Below are 16,190 nucleotides of genomic sequence, written 5' to 3' on the forward strand. Positions count from 1 at the left end.
CGCTGGGGCGCGAAGCGGACCTAAAAGAGGGACTGCTGCGCAGTCCAGCGGGAGCAAGCTCCCTCGCCACAGGTCTAGTGGCCCATGAGCCAATGCTGATGCGGCCCCGGCAAGGTCCAGATGCCGAACAGGATCACCAGTAATCCGCCCGTCATCCGCACGCTACGTTTGCGCAACAACGCCGTGACCCGCTCAGCCGCCAACCCCGTGGCGAGCAACACCGGCCAGGTGCCGAGCCCGAACGCGAGCATCAAAAGCGCACTGTCCAGCGCATTGCCCTGACTCGCCGACCACAGCAACGTGCTGTAAACCAACCCGCACGGCAGCCAGCCCCAGAGTGCGCCCAGCAGCAACGCGCGGGGGACGCTCGACACCGGCAGCAGTTTGTTGGCAACCGGCTGGATGTGTCGCCACAGGCCGCGACCGAGGCTTTCGATGCGGGTCAGGCCGCTCCACCAACCGGCGAGGTACAGGCCCATGGCGACCAACAACAATCCGGCGATGACGCGCATGAACATCGCCGCCGGGCTGTTGGCCACCGCCCAACCGGCCAGGCCGATCAGCAGGCCGGCCGTTGCATAGCTGAGAATTCGCCCCAGGTTGTAGGCCAGCAGCAGTCGAAAACGCCGGCTGCGTTGCTCCTTGGGAATCGCTAGGGTCAACGCACCCATCAAGCCGCCGCACATGCCCAGGCAATGGCCGCCACCGAGCAGACCGAGGATCACCGCAGACACCAGCAGCGGCGCCAACTCAAGCATGAGGTGGCACCTTGTCGTCCGGCTTGGCCGGATGACCGCTGGCTTCGTCGACCGCAGCCTTGTGGTTCGGGTCCTGGTCGTCGAACAGGATGCTGTGGGCCGGGCCGTCGAGGTCGTCGTACTGACCGCTGTCGACGGCCCAGAAGAAGATGTAAATGGCGATGGCCACGATCAGCAGCGCAGCCGGGATCATCACGTAGAGAGCTGGCATCTGGACTCCATGCCCGCGCGGCTCAGGCCGGCAGCGGACGGGTTTCTGGCGTGGCGCTGACCGCAGGCGTGTTGGGCATGCGAGTCAGGCGCAGGGCGTTCAGCACCACGGTCAACGAACTGATGGACATACCGACCGCGGCCCATACCGGAGTGATCCAGCCGAGGGCGGCGAACGGCAACATGAGGCCATTGTACAGCCCGGCCCACAGCAGGTTCTCAATGATTACCCGGCGGGTGCGTCGAGCCAGGCTGAAGGCTTGCACCAATGCATCGAGACGGTTCGACAGCAGCACTGCATCGGCACTGGTTTTCGCCAGATCGGTGGCCGACCCCATGGCCACGCTGATGTCGGCGGCGGCCAGTACGGGCACGTCGTTGACCCCGTCACCGAGCATCAACACCTTGCGGCCTTCCTTGTGCAGCTGTTGCAGGACCTGCAATTTGTCGTCCGGGCGCAAACCGCCACGGGCTTCATCGATGCCCAGTTCCGCCGCGACACTGGCGACCATCGGCGAACTGTCGCCGGACAGCAGCAGCGTGCGCCAACCGCGAGCCTTGCAGGCGGCGAGCAGGGCGGGGGCGTCAGCACGCAAACGGTCATCGAGAACAAACCATGCCAACGGTCCCTGACTGTCGCCGAGCAACAGCCATTGGCCAGCTTCATCCGGCATCGATGGCACGGCAGCGCCACTGAGCTCACAGACAAAACCCGGTTGGCCGATACGCAGGCGTTGCTCGCCGACCGAGCCTTCGAGGCCGAGTCCCGGCGTGCTGTGGACTTCTTCGGCGGCCAGCGGCGCCCGGCCAAACGCGCGGGCGATCGGGTGTTCGGAACGGTTTTCCAGGGCGGCGGCGAGGCTCAGGCATTGATCGCTGTTCAGCGCGCCGAGTGGGCGAATCGAACGCAAGGCCAGGCGACCTTCAGTCAGTGTGCCGGTCTTGTCGAAAATCACCGTATCGATCTGGTTCAGGCCTTCCAGCACATGACCGCGCGTCAGCAGCAAACCGAGTTTGTGCAGCGTACCGGTGGCGGCGGTGAGGGCGGTCGGCGTGGCCAGCGACAAGGCGCACGGGCACGTCGCAACGAGCATCGCCAACACAATCCAGAAGGCTCGCGACGAATCCAGTTCCCACCAGATCAGGCCGATGACGGCAGCGGCAATCAGCGACAGCAGCAGGAACCATTGCGCGGCGCGGTCGGCAATTTCAGCCAGTCGCGGCTTCTCGGCCTGAGCACGGTCCAGCAGGCGGACGATGGCGGACAGTCGGGTGTCCTGGCCGAGGGCAAGGACTTCCACGGTCAGCGCACCTTCGACGTTCAGGGTGCCAGCGGTGACGGCATCGCCCGGCGTGCGCGGTTGCGGCAGGTATTCGCCGGTGAGCAGGGATTCGTCGATGCTCGACTGGCCGTCGAGGATCTTGCCGTCGGCCGGGAGGATCGCGCCGGGATGCACCAGCACCTGATCGCCTAAACGCAGTTCACTGAGCAGAATCCGCTCACTCTGGCCGTCGGCACTCAGGCGCAGGCACGAGGCGGGCAGCAGGTTTACAAGCTGTGCGGTGGCGGCAGCGGTGCGTTCGCGGGCGCGACGTTCGAGATAACGCCCGGCCAACAGGAACAGCGCGAACATGCCGACCGCATCGAAATACAGTTCACCAACGCCGGTGATCGAGGTCCAGATCCCGGCGATGTAGGCGCTGCCAATCGCCAGCGACACCGAGACGTCCATGGTCAGGTGTCGGGTGCGCAAGTCACGCATGGCGCCTTTGAAGAACGGCGCGCAGCTGTAGAACACGATCGGGGTGGTGAGAAATAGCGCGACCCAACGCAGGATGGTGTGCAGCTCGGGGCTGAGGTCGATGTTGAATTCCGGCCAGGTGGCCATGGTTGCCATCATCGCCTGGAACCACAGCAACCCGGCCACGCCGAGTTGACGCAGGGCCAGGCGGTTTTCGCTGGCCAGTTGTTCGCTGGCGCGGTCGGCCTGATAGGGGTGCGCGGCGTAACCGATGTGGCGCAATTCGCTGAGTACCTGGCTCAGCGGCAGTTGCGCATCGGCCCAGCGCACGTGCAGGCGATGGTTGGACAGGTTCAGGCGCGCTTCGGCCACTGCGGGCAAGCCACGCAGGTGTTTCTCGATCAGCCAGCCGCAGGCGGCGCAGCTGATGCCTTCCATCAACAGGGTGGTTTCGGCGAGTTCGCCTTCGTGGCGAACGAAGGGAGCTTGCACGTCGGCGCGGTCGTATAGCGCCAGTTCGTCCACCAACTGCACCGGCAAGGCTTCGGGGTTGGCCGATGACTCGCTACGATGCTGGTAATAGGTTTCCAGTCCACCGGCCACAATGGCTTCGGCCACGGCCTGACAACCCGGGCAGCAGAACTCGCGGGTTTCACCGAGGACGGCAGCGGTGAAGCGGCTGCCGGCCGGGACGGGCAGGGCGCAGTGGTAGCAGGGGAGTGGAGTGGTCATGTGTGTTGCCATGAAAACCATTGTGGCGAGGGAGCTTGCTCCCGCTCGGCTGCGAAGCAGTCGTAAATCTGCGAACGCGCTATGACTGAAAGAGCCGGCTTGCAGTTTTTTGGGCCGCTTCGCGTCCCAGCGGGAGCAAGCTCCCTCGCCACATTTGATCGCATTCGCAGTGTTTACTTCTTCAGGTCTTCGGCGCCTTGCAGCGGTTCATCACCCAGCAGCAGATCCTTGTCATGGCTGACCTGTTCTTCTTCGAACATGCGCCAGGTCTTGTCGTCCTGTACGCCCAGCAGCTCTACAAAGCGGCGACCGTCGACCTTGTCGTTCAACTGGCCAATGTAGCGGCCCTGTTCGGTTTCGCTGCGTGCCAGGGTGATCTTGCGATCCTTCTCCGGCTGGGTCGGCGAGATCAGGTTCAGTTCCAGGGTTTTAGGTTGGCTGTTGCCGCTCAGGCGCAGGTCGACTTCGCCGGTCACGTCGTCCAGATGAACGCTGGCGCGCATCAGCAGGGTCTGCGCCAGCAATTCACGGTCGAGGGAGCGGTTGATGCCTTTGCCGGCCTCGTAATAGTTGTCGTTGACCAAATTGTCCGGGTTGTTCACCGCGATCGTCACCATGGACAAGGTCAGGGTCACGGAACACGCCAGGATGGCGATGATGATCCACGGCCAAAGGTGCTTGTACCAGGGACTTGCGGCATTTGCTGCGGGCATGATCACTTCTCTCAACGAACTTGTGGGCCGATGAACCGGCTCTTGGCTTCAATGTGGACGCTGTCGTCATCGGCATCCTTGAGGATGAATTTCACCTCGTTGGTGCTCGATGGCAGTTTCTCCGGTGCGCTGGACAGTTCGACCGGCTGGCTGAAAATCTCCCCGGCGGCGACCTTGATCTCGCGCTTGCCTTGCAGCTTGAGGTCCGGCAGGCCAGCGGCTTCGAGCACGTAGGTGTGGTCGCGCTGATCCTTGTTCATGATCTTCAGGCTGTAGACGTTTTCGATCCGGCCTTCGGCGTTCTCGCGGTACAGCACGCGGTCCTTGCTGACGTCGAAACCGACCAGCGAACGCATGAAGAAGGCGGTCATCAGCAAAGCGATCATCGCCAGCAGCACCGTGGCATAGCCGATCAGGCGCGGGCGCAGTTTATTGGTTTTTTGCCCGGACAGGTTGTGCTCGGTGGTGTAGCTGATCAGGCCGCGCGGGTAATCCATCTTGTCCATGATGCTGTCGCAGGCATCGATGCAGGCCGCACAGCCGATGCATTCGACTTGCAGGCCGTCGCGGATGTCGATGCCGGTCGGGCAGACCTGGACGCACATGGTGCAGTCGATGCAATCGCCCAGGCCCATGGCCTTGTAGTCGACGCCTTTCTTGCGCGGGCCGCGGCTTTCACCCCGGCGCGGGTCGTAGGAAACGATCAGGGTGTCTTTGTCGAACATCACGCTCTGGAAGCGCGCATACGGGCACATGTAAATGCACACCTGCTCGCGCAACCAACCGGCATTGCCGTAGGTGGCGAGGGTGAAGAAACCGACCCAGAAATACGACCAGCCATCGGCTTCGCCGGTGAAAAAGTCGATGGTCAGTTCGCGGATCGGCGAGAAGTAACCGACGAAGGTCATGCCGGTCACGAAGCCGATCAACAGCCACATCGTGTGTTTGCTGAATTTACGCAGGAACTTGTTGGCGCTCATCGGCGCTTTGTCGAGCTTGATGCGCTGGTTGCGGTCGCCTTCGGTGACCTTTTCGCACCACATGAAAATCCAGGTCCAGACACTCTGTGGGCAGGTATAGCCGCACCAGACCCGCCCGGCGTACACGGTAATGAAGAACAGGCCGAAGGCACTGACGATCAGAATCCCCGAGAGCAGGATGAAGTCCTGAGGCCAGAAGGTTGCGCCAAAGATGAAGAACTTACGTTCCGGCAGGTTCCACCAGACGGCCTGATGGCCACCCCAGCTCAGCCAGACCGTACCGAAATACAGCAGAAACAGCCCGGCACCGCCCATCATCCGCAGGTTGCGGAACAGGCCGGTGAAGGCACGGGTGTAGATTTTTTCTCGAGAGGCGTAGAGGTCGACGCTGTTGTTCGCGTTCTTGGCAGGGGTGACGTCGTGTACCGGAATCTGATTGCTCATCATTGCATCCCACGGCAGTGGAAAAATGCCTCGGTCAGTACATGCCGACCGCGGTCAAAAAGAGGTGTTGCAGTGGCGCAATGATACGCCTGTAGCTCTAGGTCAAGGGTGCGACCTTTGGTCACGTTGGTGGAATTCAACTGACGGTGTAATGACTTGAATCAATTGACTTGTGAATTATGGATGGTTTTTGAGGGCGACGAACTCATTCGTCCCATGGATTGATCAGTGCAACGCCGCTGGATTGAAAATCGCTGATGTTGCGGGTGACGACTGTGAGGCCATGAACCAGCGCGGTCGCTGCGATCAGGGCGTCGCCTTCGTTGGCACGGTCCGGAACATGCAAACTGGCACACCGTAGCGCCACGGCGGCATCGACCGGCAAGATTCTGGCGTCGAAGGCCGGTATGACGTGTCGCTTCAGCCAGGTTCGTAATACCTTCCCCTGAGCGGGATCACGACGCTCCATTCGAAGAACCCCTGTCTCCAGTTCCTTCAAGGTAATGGCCGAAATAAACATACGTGGCGCGATAACACTTTTGGCCCAGGCGACGACGTTTGCATCAGCCTGGGGTTTGCGCAGTTCAGAAATCACGTTGGTGTCGAGTAGAAACATCAGGACAGGTCCACGGGTCGATGAATGATCACGGCACGCTCGGTTTCGAACTCGATGTCTGCCGCTTCTGGCATCACCAACAGGTCGACAATGCTGGCGTTGATGCCGGTCAGTTTTTGGTAGTCCTCAATGCTTAGCAGTACGTGAGCCGGCTTGCCACGGTCGGTGATGATAACCGGGCCCTGGCGCGTGGCTTTTTTGGCACTACTTGTGTCCTGATTGAATTCACGGCTGGAAATGGTGGTGATGGCCATCATGGATGCCCTCCTGAAAATACATTGTAGAAACGTTACTACTCGACAGGTTGACGCGCAATCTCGGCGGGCGCGCAGTGGGCTACCGTTGGTCGCTGCAGCGCAGGCCATCAGCGTCCGAAACCAAAACGGCCCCGCCAATTCACATTGGCGGGGCCGTTTTTTGTTGCTTCAAGCGTTGGCCTTACTGGGCGTCCGCCACTGGCGCTTTCTCACCGTGAGAAAGGCTGTAGACGTAAGCGGCCAGCAGGTGAACCTTGTCGTTGCCTTGCAGCTGTTCTTGCGCAGGCATCTGGCCCTGACGGCCGTAACGGATGGTCTGCTGCAGTTGAGCGAAGCTCGAACCGTAGATGAACGCTGCCGGGTGGGTCAGGTTAGGCGCGCCCATCGCTGGCGTGCCTTTGCCTTCCGGACCGTGGCACACCGCGCAGTTGGCGGCGAACAGCTTCTGGCCGGCTACCGGATCAGCCTTGGTGCCTTCCGGCAGTTTGCGGCCATCGAGGTTGGTCAGTACGAACGCGGCAACGTTCGCAACGCCTTGCTCGCCGATCACTTCTGCCCAGGCCGGCATCACAGCGTGACGACCGCCCATGATGGTGGTCTTGATGGTTTGCGCTTCGCCGCCCCAGCGCCAGTCGGCGTCGGTCAGGTTAGGGAAACCATAGGCGCCCTTGGCATCGGAACCGTGGCAGACCGAGCAGTTGGAGGCGAACAGGCGGCCACCCATCTTCAGGGCTTGCGGGTCCTTGGCGACTTCTTCGATTGGCATGGAAGCGAACTTGGCGAAGATCGGGCCGAACTTGGCGTCCGACTTGGCCATTTCCTTTTCCCACTCGTGAACGCCAGTCCAGCCGCTCTGGCCGTTGGCGAACGCGGTCTGCTTCTCGTTATCCAAGTAGTTGTAACCTGGCAGCAAACCTTTCCAGTTGCCCAGACCCGGGTACAGCACCAGGTAGCCCAAGGCGAAGATGATGGTGCCCACGAACAACATGAACCACCATTTTGGCAGTGGGTTGTCGTACTCCTCGATCCCGTCGAAGGAGTGGCCAACCGTTTCTTCGGTGGCTTCGCTGCGCTGGCCCTTGCGGGTGGACAGCAGCAGCCAGGTCAGGGCGAAGATCGTGCCGAGACTGAGGACTGTGACGTACAGACTCCAGAACGTAGTCATTCTTTGTTACTCCTAGAAGCTTGCTCGACGTGCTTGATGGCTTCGGGATCATCCGCGAAAGGCAGCAAGGTCGCGTCTTCAAACTCCGACTTGCGCTTGGGGCTGAACACCCACAACGCCAGACCGATGAAGGCCACCATCACAACAACGGTGCCCAGGCCACGAATCATCCCGATATCCATCTAAATCACCGTTTGCTTTTGATGATGGTGCCCAGGCCTTGCAGATAGGCCACCAGCGCGTCCATTTCGGTTTTGCCCTTCACAGCATCCTTGGCGCCGGCGATGTCTTCGTCGGTGTAAGGGACGCCGAGCGTGCGCAAGACTTCCATTTTCTTGGCGGTGTCTTTGCCGTCGAGCTTGTTTTCCACGAGGAACGGGTAGGCCGGCATTTTCGACTCAGGCACTACGTTGCGCGGGTTGTACAAATGCGCACGCTGCCAGTCATCGGAATAACGACCGCCAACACGGGCCAGGTCCGGACCGGTACGCTTGGAACCCCACAGGAACGGGTGGTCCCAGACGCTTTCACCGGCGACCGAGTAGTGGCCGTAACGTTCGGTTTCAGCACGGAACGGGCGGATCATCTGCGAGTGGCAGCCGACACAACCGTTGGCGATGTAGATGTCGCGGCCTTCCAGTTCAAGGGCGGTGCGAGGCTTCATGCCTTCGACCGGCTTGTTGGTGACGTCCTGGAAAAACAGCGGAACGATCTGGGTCAGGCCGCCGATGCTGACGGCGATAACCATGAAGAAGGCCAGCAGGCCAATGTTCTTCTCGACTGCTTCATGCTTCATCAGTGAGCTCCAACTACAGCAATCTGTTCAGCAGCTTTGGCTTCTGCCGGGTTCGAGGCACGTACGGTACGCCATACGTTGTAGGCCATGAACAGCATGCCGCTGGCGAAGAACGCACCGCCGAGGGCGCGAACGATGAAACCAGGGTGGCTGGCTTGCAACGCTTCAACGAACGAGTAGGTGAGGGTGCCGTCGTCGTTGATTGCGCGCCACATCAGACCCTGGGTGATGCCGTTGACCCACATCGAAGCGATGTACAGAACGGTACCGATGGTCGCGAGCCAGAAGTGCGTGTTGATCAGGCCGATGCTGTGCATCTGCACACGACCGAACAGTTTCGGGATCATGTGGTAGATGGCGCCGATCGAGATCATCGCTACCCAGCCCAAGGCACCGGCGTGTACGTGGCCGATGGTCCAGTCTGTGTAGTGAGACAGCGAGTTGACGGTCTTGATGGCCATCATCGGGCCTTCGAAGGTCGACATGCCGTAGAAGGCCAGGGACACAACGAGGAAGCGCAGGATCGGGTCGGTGCGCAGCTTATGCCAGGCGCCCGACAGGGTCATCATGCCATTGATCATGCCGCCCCAGCTTGGTGCCAGCAGGATGATCGACATCGCCATGCCCAGCGACTGAGCCCAGTCCGGCAAAGCGGTGTAGTGCAGGTGGTGCGGACCGGCCCAGATGTACAGGGTGATCAGCGCCCAGAAGTGCACGATCGACAGACGATAGGAGTAGATCGGACGCTCGGCCTGCTTCGGAACGAAGTAGTACATCATCCCCAGGAAGCCGGTGGTCAGGAAGAAACCGACCGCGTTGTGGCCATACCACCACTGGATCATCGCATCAGTCGCACCGGCGTAGGCCGAGTAGGACTTGAAGAAGCTGACCGGCAGGGACGCGTGGTTGACGATGTGCAGCATCGCCGTCACAACGATGAAGGCACCGTAGAACCAGTTACCCACATAGATGTGCTTGGTCTTGCGCTTGGTGATGGTGCCGAAGAACACCAGACCGTAAGTAACCCAGACGATGGCCAGCAAAATAGCCAGGGGCCATTCCAGTTCCGCGTATTCCTTGGTGGTGGTGTAACCCAGCGGCAAGGTAACGATCGCGCCGACGATCACCGCTTGCCAACCCCAGAAGGTGAAGGCGGCGAGGCTGTCGGAAATCAGTCGCGTTTGGCAGGTTCGCTGCACGACGTAATAAGAAGTGGCAAACAGAGCACAACCACCGAAGGCGAAAATCACCAGGTTGGTGTGCAACGGGCGTAAGCGTCCAAAAGTCGTCCACGGCAGACCGAAGTTCAATTCCGGCCATACAAGCTGTGAGGCGATGAAGACACCAAGCCCCATGCCAAGGATCCCCCAGACCACCGTCATGATGGCGAACTGGCGGACTACCTTATAGTTATAAGCAGTCGGACTGATTGCTGTGCTCATTCTAAGGTTCCACGGTTTGGGTGTTTTATTAGGAGTAAAAATCGGCCGCAAGTATGGAGAAAGCGGGGGGTCATTGCAACGCGCCATGACCTGGGTCAATGCTTTCAAAAGCTGATTCTGCGGCCTTTCCATGCGCCGCGTAGGGACAAAATTGCCCAAGGGCAAAATGTCGCAGCAGACGAAAATGGTGAGGGGGTCAGGTCGGATGTAACGGGGTGTGTTCAAACACAACGATCGGGTGACAGATGGCAATTGGCACGACAGCCGGTATCTACCAGCCTTTGCGGCCTGTCATCGAGCAGATTCGTCGAACACATCGGGTTGGGTCGACCTGGAACCGGCTCATGCCAGTCCGCATCGGGGGAAGCTTAGACCCGAATCCGGGGAACCGAAAGGAGGACCAACGGAGGGGTGCGACACTTGGTCGCAAAGGGGCAGGGAACTGCCGCATCCGGGAGAATGCGGCAGCAGAGCGGTCGAGATTTATTCGTGTTTGCCTTCAGCCTGCAAACGCTCGGTGCTCAGCCCATGAGACAGGCTGTAAACGTAAGCGGCCAGCAGTTGCACCTTGTCGTTGCCGAGCAGTTCGTTCTGCGCTGGCATATGGCCCTGGCGGCCATGACGAATAGTCTGTTGCAGTTGCGCCAGGCTTGTTCCGTAGATAAAACCGGCCGGTTGCGTCAGATTCGGCGCACCCATGGCTTCAGTGCCCTGGCCGTTTGCCCCATGACAGGCTACGCACATCGTGCTGAACGCTTGCTGTCCGGCGTGCAGGTCGGTACCGCTGTCGGCAGGCAACGGCAGGCCGGCCAGGTCATGGCGCACATAAGCCGCGACGTTTTTCACGCCAGCATCACCAAGGATCTCACCCCAGGCCGGCATCGCGGCCATGCGACCGCCCATGATCGTGGTTTTGATGGTGTCGGCGTTGCCGCCCCAGCGCCAGTTGGAGTCTGCCAGGTTGGGGAAGCCAAAGGCGCCCTTGGCATCCGAGCCGTGGCAGACCGCGCAATTGGAGGCAAACAGGCGACCGCCCATTTTCAACGCTAGCGGGTCCTGGGCCACTTCTTCCACGGGCATCGCCGCGAATTTGGCGAAGATCGGCCCGAACTTCGCGTCGGCCTTGTTCATCTCCTTTTCCCACTCGTGGACGCCGGTCCAACCGTCCTCGTAACCCGGCAGGATGCCTTTCCAGTTGCCCAGGCCGGGGTAAAGCACCAGATAGCCCACGGCAAATACCAGCGTGCCGGCGAACAGCATGAACCACCACTGCGGCAGCGGGTTGTCGTACTCCTCGATGCCGTCGAAGCTGTGGCCCATGGTCTGGTCGACGCTGCCCTTGGTTTCGCCCTTGCGGGTGCCGATCAGCAGCCAGGTCAGGCCGATCAGGCTGCCGATGGTCAGTACGCAGATCCACGTACTCCAGAAGGTGGTCATGGCCGGGTACTCCTTGTTTCAGGTTCTTGGGTGGCGTCATCGGGTAGCGGTTCATCGGCGAACGGCAGCAAACGCGCTTCGGCGAATTCCGGATTGCGCTTGCCGTTGAACACCCACAGCGTCAGGCCGACGAAGGCCACGAACACCACGACCGTGCCCAGGCCGCGGATCATTCCACTGCTCATTTCACTTAATATTTCAAAGGGCATGGCTCACCTCTTGCTCTTGATGGACGTGCCCAGCACTTGCAGGTAAGCGACCAGGGCGTCCATTTCGGTCTTGCCCTTGAGCGAGGCGACTGAGCCGGCGATGTCGTCGTCGGTGTACGGCACGCCGAGGGTGCGCATCGCCTTGATCTTGGTTTCGGTGTGGCTGCTGTCGAGTTGATTGGCCACCAGCCACGGATAGCCGGGCATTTTCGATTCCGGCACCACGTTGCGCGGGTTGTACAAGTGCGCGCGGTGCCAGTCTTCGGAGTAGCGACCGCCGACCCGGGCCAGGTCCGGGCCGGTACGTTTCGAGCCCCACAGGAACGGGTGATCCCAGACGCTTTCACCGGCCACCGAGTAGTGGCCGTAGCGTTCGGTCTCGGCGCGAAACGGCCGGATCATCTGCGAATGGCAACCGACACAGCCTTCGCGGATGTAGATGTCGCGACCTTCCAGTTGCAGCGCGGTGTAGGGCTTCATGCCTTCCACCGGTTTATTGGTCACGTCCTGGAAGAACAGCGGGACGATCTGGGTCAGACCGCCAATGCTCACGGCCAGCACCATCAACAGCATCAGCAGGCCGACGTTTTTCTCGATTGTTTCGTGTTTCATGGCGGCCTCCTCAGGCGATCTGCGCAGCAGCGGCGACTTCGGCAGGCTGCGAGGCCCGAACGGTGCGCCAGGTGTTGTAGGCCATCAGCAACATGCCGCTGAAGAAGATCGCACCGCCTACCAGGCGCACGACGAAGCCTGGGTGGCTGGCCACCAGGGTTTCGACGAAGGAGTAGGTCAGCGTGCCGTCTTCATTGACAGCGCGCCACATGAGGCCTTGGGCGATGCCGTTGACCCACATCGAGGCGATGTACAGCACGGTGCCGATGGTGGCGAGCCAGAAGTGCGCGTTGATCAGGCCGATGCTGTGCATCTGCGTGCGGCCGAAGATTTTCGGGATCATGTGGTACAGCGCGCCAATGGAGATCATCGCTACCCAACCGAGGGCGCCGGCATGCACGTGGCCGATGGTCCAGTCGGTGTAGTGGGAGAGGGCGTTGACCGTTTTGATCGCCATCATCGGCCCTTCGAAGGTCGACATGCCGTAGAACGCCAGCGAGACCACGAGGAAGCGCAGGATCGGGTCGCTGCGCAACTTATGCCAGGCGCCCGAAAGCGTCATCATCCCGTTGATCATCCCGCCCCAGCTCGGTGCCAGCAGGATCAGCGACATCACCATGCCCAGCGACTGTGCCCAGTCCGGCAGCGCGGTGTAGTGCAAGTGGTGCGGACCGGCCCAGATGTACAGGGTGATCAGCGCCCAGAAGTGCACGATCGACAGGCGATAGGAATACACCGGACGCTCGGCCTGTTTCGGCACGAAGTAGTACATCATCCCGAGGAAGCCGGCGGTGAGGAAAAAGCCGACGGCGTTGTGCCCGTACCACCACTGCACCATGGCATCGGTCGCACCGGCGTACACCGAGTAGGACTTGGTGAAACTCACCGGCAGCTCAAGGTTGTTGACGATGTGCAGAATCGCCACGGTGATGATGAACCCACCGAAGAACCAGTTGCCGACGTAGATGTGCTTGGTCTTGCGCTGCATGATCGTGCCGAAGAACACCACGGCGTAAGCGACCCAGACGATGGTGATCAGGATGTCGATCGGCCATTCCAGTTCGGCGTATTCCTTGGAGCTGGTGTAACCCAGCGGCAGGCTGATGGCGGCCAAGAGAATCACAAGCTGCCAGCCCCAGAAGCAGAACGCGGCGATTTTCGGCGCGAACAATCGGGTTTGGCAGGTGCGTTGCACCGAATAGAACGAACTGGCGAACAGGGCGCAACCGCCGAAGGCGAAGATCACTGCGTTGGTGTGCAACGGGCGCAGGCGCCCGAAACTGGTCCACGGCAGATTGAAGTTGAGTTCGGGCCAGACCAATTGAGCCGCGAGAAAAACCCCGAGCCCCATGCCGACGATGCCCCACACCACCGTCATAATGGCGAATTGGCGGACCACCTTGTAGTTGTAGGCGGTACTGATAGAAGTGTTCATGGTTCCCCATCCACGGTTCAGCCGAAGTGAAGGCCTGTCTTTGCGAGTAAGCCGCATGGCAGACGCTCCCTTCGCCTGGAGTTATAGGCAGACTAAAAGCGAGGCAAGCATGGACAAAGAGCACAAGGCCAGTATTGACGGGGATCAATGGGCGCGGTGTGTGCGGGATCACGGATGGTTGTGGAATGCCGCCTCAACGCCGGCATCGGCGACGTTGATTCTGGCTCATGGCGCCGGTGCGCCGATGGACAGCGGCTGGATGAACGACATGGCTGCACGCCTTGCTGCATCTGGGATCAACGTGCTGCGCTTCGAGTTTCCGTACATGGCGCAACGGCGCATCGATGGTGGCAAGCGTCCACCGAACCCGGCCCCGAAACTGCTCGAGTGCTGGCGTGAGGTGTATGCGGTGGTGCGACGCCATGTCACTGGGCGTCTGGCTATCGGCGGCAAGTCCATGGGTGGGCGGATGGCCAGTCTTTTGGCGGATGAACTGGAGGCCGATGCGTTGGTGTGCCTCGGGTATCCGTTTTATGCGGTAGGGAAGCCGGAGAAACCTCGGGTCGAGCATTTGGCTGAGCTCAAGACCCGGACTTTGATTGTTCAGGGCGAGCGGGATGCATTGGGCAATCGTGAAGCGGTCGAGGCTTACACGTTGGCACCGAGTATCGAGGTGTTCTGGCTGGTCGCGGGGGATCATGATTTGAAGCCGTTGAAGGCTTCGGGGTTTAGCCATGAGCAGCATTTGGCTGTGACGGCAAGTCGAGTGGCTGCGTTCCTTCAGGGCCAGCCCTCACCCTAACCCTCCCGAAACGTCGGACCGCCCGTAGGGAGAGGGGACTGACCGATGTGTTTATTCGAGCTACATCGACCTGAAATATCGAGTCGAACTCAGGCTCCGGAAACGACAAGGATCGGCTCCCTTTCTCCCTCTCCCCTGTGGGGAGAGGGTTGGGTTGGATTTTCAAGACGATACAAATCTCAAACCCTATCCACCCTCACACTCCGAGTATCAGCTTCTAGCAACAATCAGCGGTTAAACCGCTCCACCAACGAATACTGAGTATTCGCTGTCTTCGTCAGTTCTTCACTCAACAACGCCGAGTGTTGCGCCTGTTCCGACGTCTGATCCGCCAGGTGCGAGATGTTGCTGATGTTGCGGCTGATCTCTTCGGCGACAGCACTTTGCTCTTCAGTCGCCGCAGCGATCTGGGTGGTCATGTCGGTAATGTTGGCCACCGCTTCACTGATCCCCACCAGTGCCTGGTCCGCTTCCAGTACCCGCGCCACACCTTCTTCGGCCTGGCGATGCCCGGCTTCCATGGTTTGCACCGCTGTGCTGGCGGTTTGCTGGAGCTTGGCGATCAACGCGTGGATCTGCCCGGTGGATTCGCTGGTGCGTTGCGCCAGTTGACGGACTTCGTCAGCCACCACCGCAAAGCCACGCCCCATCTCGCCGGCACGAGCGGCTTCGATTGCCGCGTTCAACGCCAGCAAGTTGGTCTGGTCAGCGATGCCTTTGATCACATCGACCACGCCACCGATTTCGTCGCTGTCCTTGGCCAGTTGAGTCACGGTCAGGCCGGTTTCACCGACCACCACCGACAGGCGCTGGATGGCTTCGCGGGTTTCCCCAGCGATGTCGCGGCCGCGACCGGTCAGGCGATTGGCTTCCTGAGTTGCATCGGCCGTGCGCTGCACGTGGCTGGCGACTTCCTGAGTGGTGGCGGCCATCTGATTGACAGCGGTGGCCACTTGCTCGGTTTCGACACGTTGGCGTTCCAGACCAGTGGAGCTGCTATGCGCCAGGGTGTCGGACTGTTTCGCTTGGTCGCTCAGGTGCTCGGCGGTGTCCTGCAGGCGGGTCAGGCAGGTTTTCAGGCGGGCTTCCTGGCTGAGGATCGACATCTCCAGACGCGCCTGGGCGCCGCGGCTGTCGGTGTACATCTGCGCGATCAGCGGGTCGGAAGTGGTCTGCCCGGCCAGGTGCAGCAGACGCTTGAGACCACGCTGTTGCCAGCTCAGCCCCAACAGGCCCAATGGCACCGACAGGCCGGCGGCCAACGCAAAACCCCATTGGGAATTGAGCGACGCACCGATCATGAAGCTCAGCTGGCTGACGAGAATGAATGGCAGCCAGTCCTGCAGCACCGGCAGCCATTTGTCCGTCGAAGGAATCGCCGACTTGCCCTGGTTGATGCGTTGATAGAGCGCTTCGGCACGGCGGATCTGCTCGGCGGTGGGTTTGACCCGCACCGATTCGTAACCGACCACCTGATTGCCTTCGAAAACCGGCGTGACATAGGCGTTAACCCAGTAGTGATCACCGGTCTTGCAGCGATTCTTGACAATGCCCATCCATGGCAAGCCTTGTTTCAGTGTGCCCCACATGTGCGCGAACACCGCGGCAGGGACGTCAGGGTGACGGACCAGGTTGTGCGGTGCACGGATCAGTTCCTCTCGAGAGAACCCACTGATTTCAACGAAGGCGTCGTTGCAGTAGGTGATCACGCCCTTGGCATCGGTGGTGGAAATCAACCGTTGCTGAGCCGGGAAGGTCCGTTCGCGTTGTGTAATAGGCTGGTTGTTACGCATGGCTTTTTCAATCCGCAAGGCTTTGACGGGTTGTCGGCATCGTCAGC

At 60.6% G+C, this 16,190-nt stretch carries 17 protein-coding genes; 1 reads left to right on the top strand and 16 read right to left on the bottom strand.

Annotated features, from left to right (window positions below):
• Window positions 1-74: 74 nt before the first annotated feature.
• The 15 genes from ABH912_RS30470 to ccoN (ABH912_RS30540) form a co-directional block, all read right to left on the bottom strand.
• Window positions 75-758, bottom strand: coding sequence for a sulfite exporter TauE/SafE family protein (locus ABH912_RS30470; RefSeq protein WP_033055657.1), 684 nt, complete (start codon window positions 756-758; stop codon window positions 75-77).
• The gene (ccoS, locus tag ABH912_RS30475) at window positions 751-969 is read right to left on the bottom strand and encodes a cbb3-type cytochrome oxidase assembly protein CcoS (protein WP_429512557.1); all 219 of its coding nucleotides are present in this window, start codon (window positions 967-969) and stop codon (window positions 751-753) included. Before ccoS ends, ABH912_RS30470 begins: the two co-directional genes overlap by 8 nt.
• Before the next feature lie 22 nt (window positions 970-991).
• Window positions 992-3,442, bottom strand: a complete 2,451-nt coding sequence (locus ABH912_RS30480) for a heavy metal translocating P-type ATPase (RefSeq protein ID WP_429512559.1) — start codon at window positions 3,440-3,442, stop codon at window positions 992-994.
• Window positions 3,443-3,615: 173 nt separating this feature from the next.
• On the bottom strand, window positions 3,616-4,155 hold the full coding sequence (locus tag ABH912_RS30485; RefSeq protein WP_429512560.1) for a FixH family protein: 540 nt from the start codon (window positions 4,153-4,155) through the stop codon (window positions 3,616-3,618).
• Window positions 4,156-4,166: 11 nt separating this feature from the next.
• The gene (gene ccoG, locus ABH912_RS30490) at window positions 4,167-5,579 is read right to left on the bottom strand and encodes a cytochrome c oxidase accessory protein CcoG (RefSeq protein ID WP_033055652.1); all 1,413 of its coding nucleotides are present in this window, start codon (window positions 5,577-5,579) and stop codon (window positions 4,167-4,169) included.
• 205 nt (window positions 5,580-5,784) lie between these two features.
• On the bottom strand, window positions 5,785-6,195 hold the full coding sequence (locus ABH912_RS30495) for a type II toxin-antitoxin system VapC family toxin (protein ID WP_033055651.1): 411 nt from the start codon (window positions 6,193-6,195) through the stop codon (window positions 5,785-5,787).
• On the bottom strand, window positions 6,195-6,449 hold the full coding sequence (locus ABH912_RS30500) for a type II toxin-antitoxin system Phd/YefM family antitoxin (RefSeq protein WP_033055887.1): 255 nt from the start codon (window positions 6,447-6,449) through the stop codon (window positions 6,195-6,197). Before ABH912_RS30500 ends, ABH912_RS30495 begins: the two co-directional genes overlap by 1 nt.
• A 184-nt stretch (window positions 6,450-6,633) precedes the next feature.
• Entirely contained in the window at window positions 6,634-7,617 is a 984-nt protein-coding gene (ccoP, locus tag ABH912_RS30505) for a cytochrome-c oxidase, cbb3-type subunit III (RefSeq protein ID WP_033055650.1), read from the bottom strand.
• Window positions 7,614-7,799, bottom strand: a complete 186-nt coding sequence (locus ABH912_RS30510) for a CcoQ/FixQ family Cbb3-type cytochrome c oxidase assembly chaperone (RefSeq protein ID WP_003175465.1) — start codon at window positions 7,797-7,799, stop codon at window positions 7,614-7,616. The genes ccoP (ABH912_RS30505) and ABH912_RS30510 overlap by 4 nt, the downstream gene beginning before the upstream one ends.
• A gap of 5 nt (window positions 7,800-7,804) precedes the next feature.
• The gene (gene ccoO, locus ABH912_RS30515) at window positions 7,805-8,413 is read right to left on the bottom strand and encodes a cytochrome-c oxidase, cbb3-type subunit II (RefSeq protein ID WP_018925301.1); all 609 of its coding nucleotides are present in this window, start codon (window positions 8,411-8,413) and stop codon (window positions 7,805-7,807) included.
• Window positions 8,413-9,855, bottom strand: coding sequence for a cytochrome-c oxidase, cbb3-type subunit I (gene ccoN / locus ABH912_RS30520; RefSeq protein WP_008157290.1), 1,443 nt, complete (start codon window positions 9,853-9,855; stop codon window positions 8,413-8,415). Before ccoN (ABH912_RS30520) ends, ccoO (ABH912_RS30515) begins: the two co-directional genes overlap by 1 nt.
• Window positions 9,856-10,338: 483 nt before the next feature.
• A complete protein-coding gene (gene ccoP, locus ABH912_RS30525; protein WP_429512563.1) occupies window positions 10,339-11,292 on the bottom strand; it encodes a cytochrome-c oxidase, cbb3-type subunit III in 954 nt (317 codons plus the stop codon).
• Window positions 11,289-11,489 carry a cbb3-type cytochrome oxidase subunit 3 gene (locus ABH912_RS30530; RefSeq protein ID WP_197281724.1) on the bottom strand — a complete coding sequence of 67 codons (201 nt, stop codon included), beginning with the start codon at window positions 11,487-11,489 and terminating at the stop codon, window positions 11,289-11,291. The genes ccoP (ABH912_RS30525) and ABH912_RS30530 overlap by 4 nt, the downstream gene beginning before the upstream one ends.
• A 15-nt stretch (window positions 11,490-11,504) precedes the next feature.
• Entirely contained in the window at window positions 11,505-12,113 is a 609-nt protein-coding gene (gene ccoO / locus ABH912_RS30535) for a cytochrome-c oxidase, cbb3-type subunit II (protein WP_008157297.1), read from the bottom strand.
• 10 nt (window positions 12,114-12,123) lie between these two features.
• Window positions 12,124-13,548, bottom strand: a complete 1,425-nt coding sequence (gene ccoN, locus ABH912_RS30540) for a cytochrome-c oxidase, cbb3-type subunit I (RefSeq protein ID WP_008157299.1) — start codon at window positions 13,546-13,548, stop codon at window positions 12,124-12,126.
• Window positions 13,549-13,657: 109 nt separating this feature from the next.
• Here ccoN (ABH912_RS30540) and ABH912_RS30545 point away from each other — a divergent pair, with 109 nt between their 5' ends.
• Window positions 13,658-14,350 (top strand): alpha/beta family hydrolase, encoded by a 693-nt coding sequence (locus ABH912_RS30545; protein WP_429512566.1) that lies wholly within the window; start codon window positions 13,658-13,660, stop codon window positions 14,348-14,350.
• Between the two features lie 227 nt (window positions 14,351-14,577).
• Here the strand turns inward: ABH912_RS30545 and ABH912_RS30550 are convergent, their stop codons facing one another.
• Entirely contained in the window at window positions 14,578-16,143 is a 1,566-nt protein-coding gene (locus tag ABH912_RS30550; RefSeq protein ID WP_008157303.1) for a methyl-accepting chemotaxis protein, read from the bottom strand.
• Between the last annotated feature and the right edge of the window lie 47 nt (window positions 16,144-16,190).

This window comes from Pseudomonas sp. BT76 TE3572, assembly GCF_050435365.1.
Lineage (GTDB): Bacteria > Pseudomonadota > Gammaproteobacteria > Pseudomonadales > Pseudomonadaceae > Aquipseudomonas > Aquipseudomonas fluorescens_W.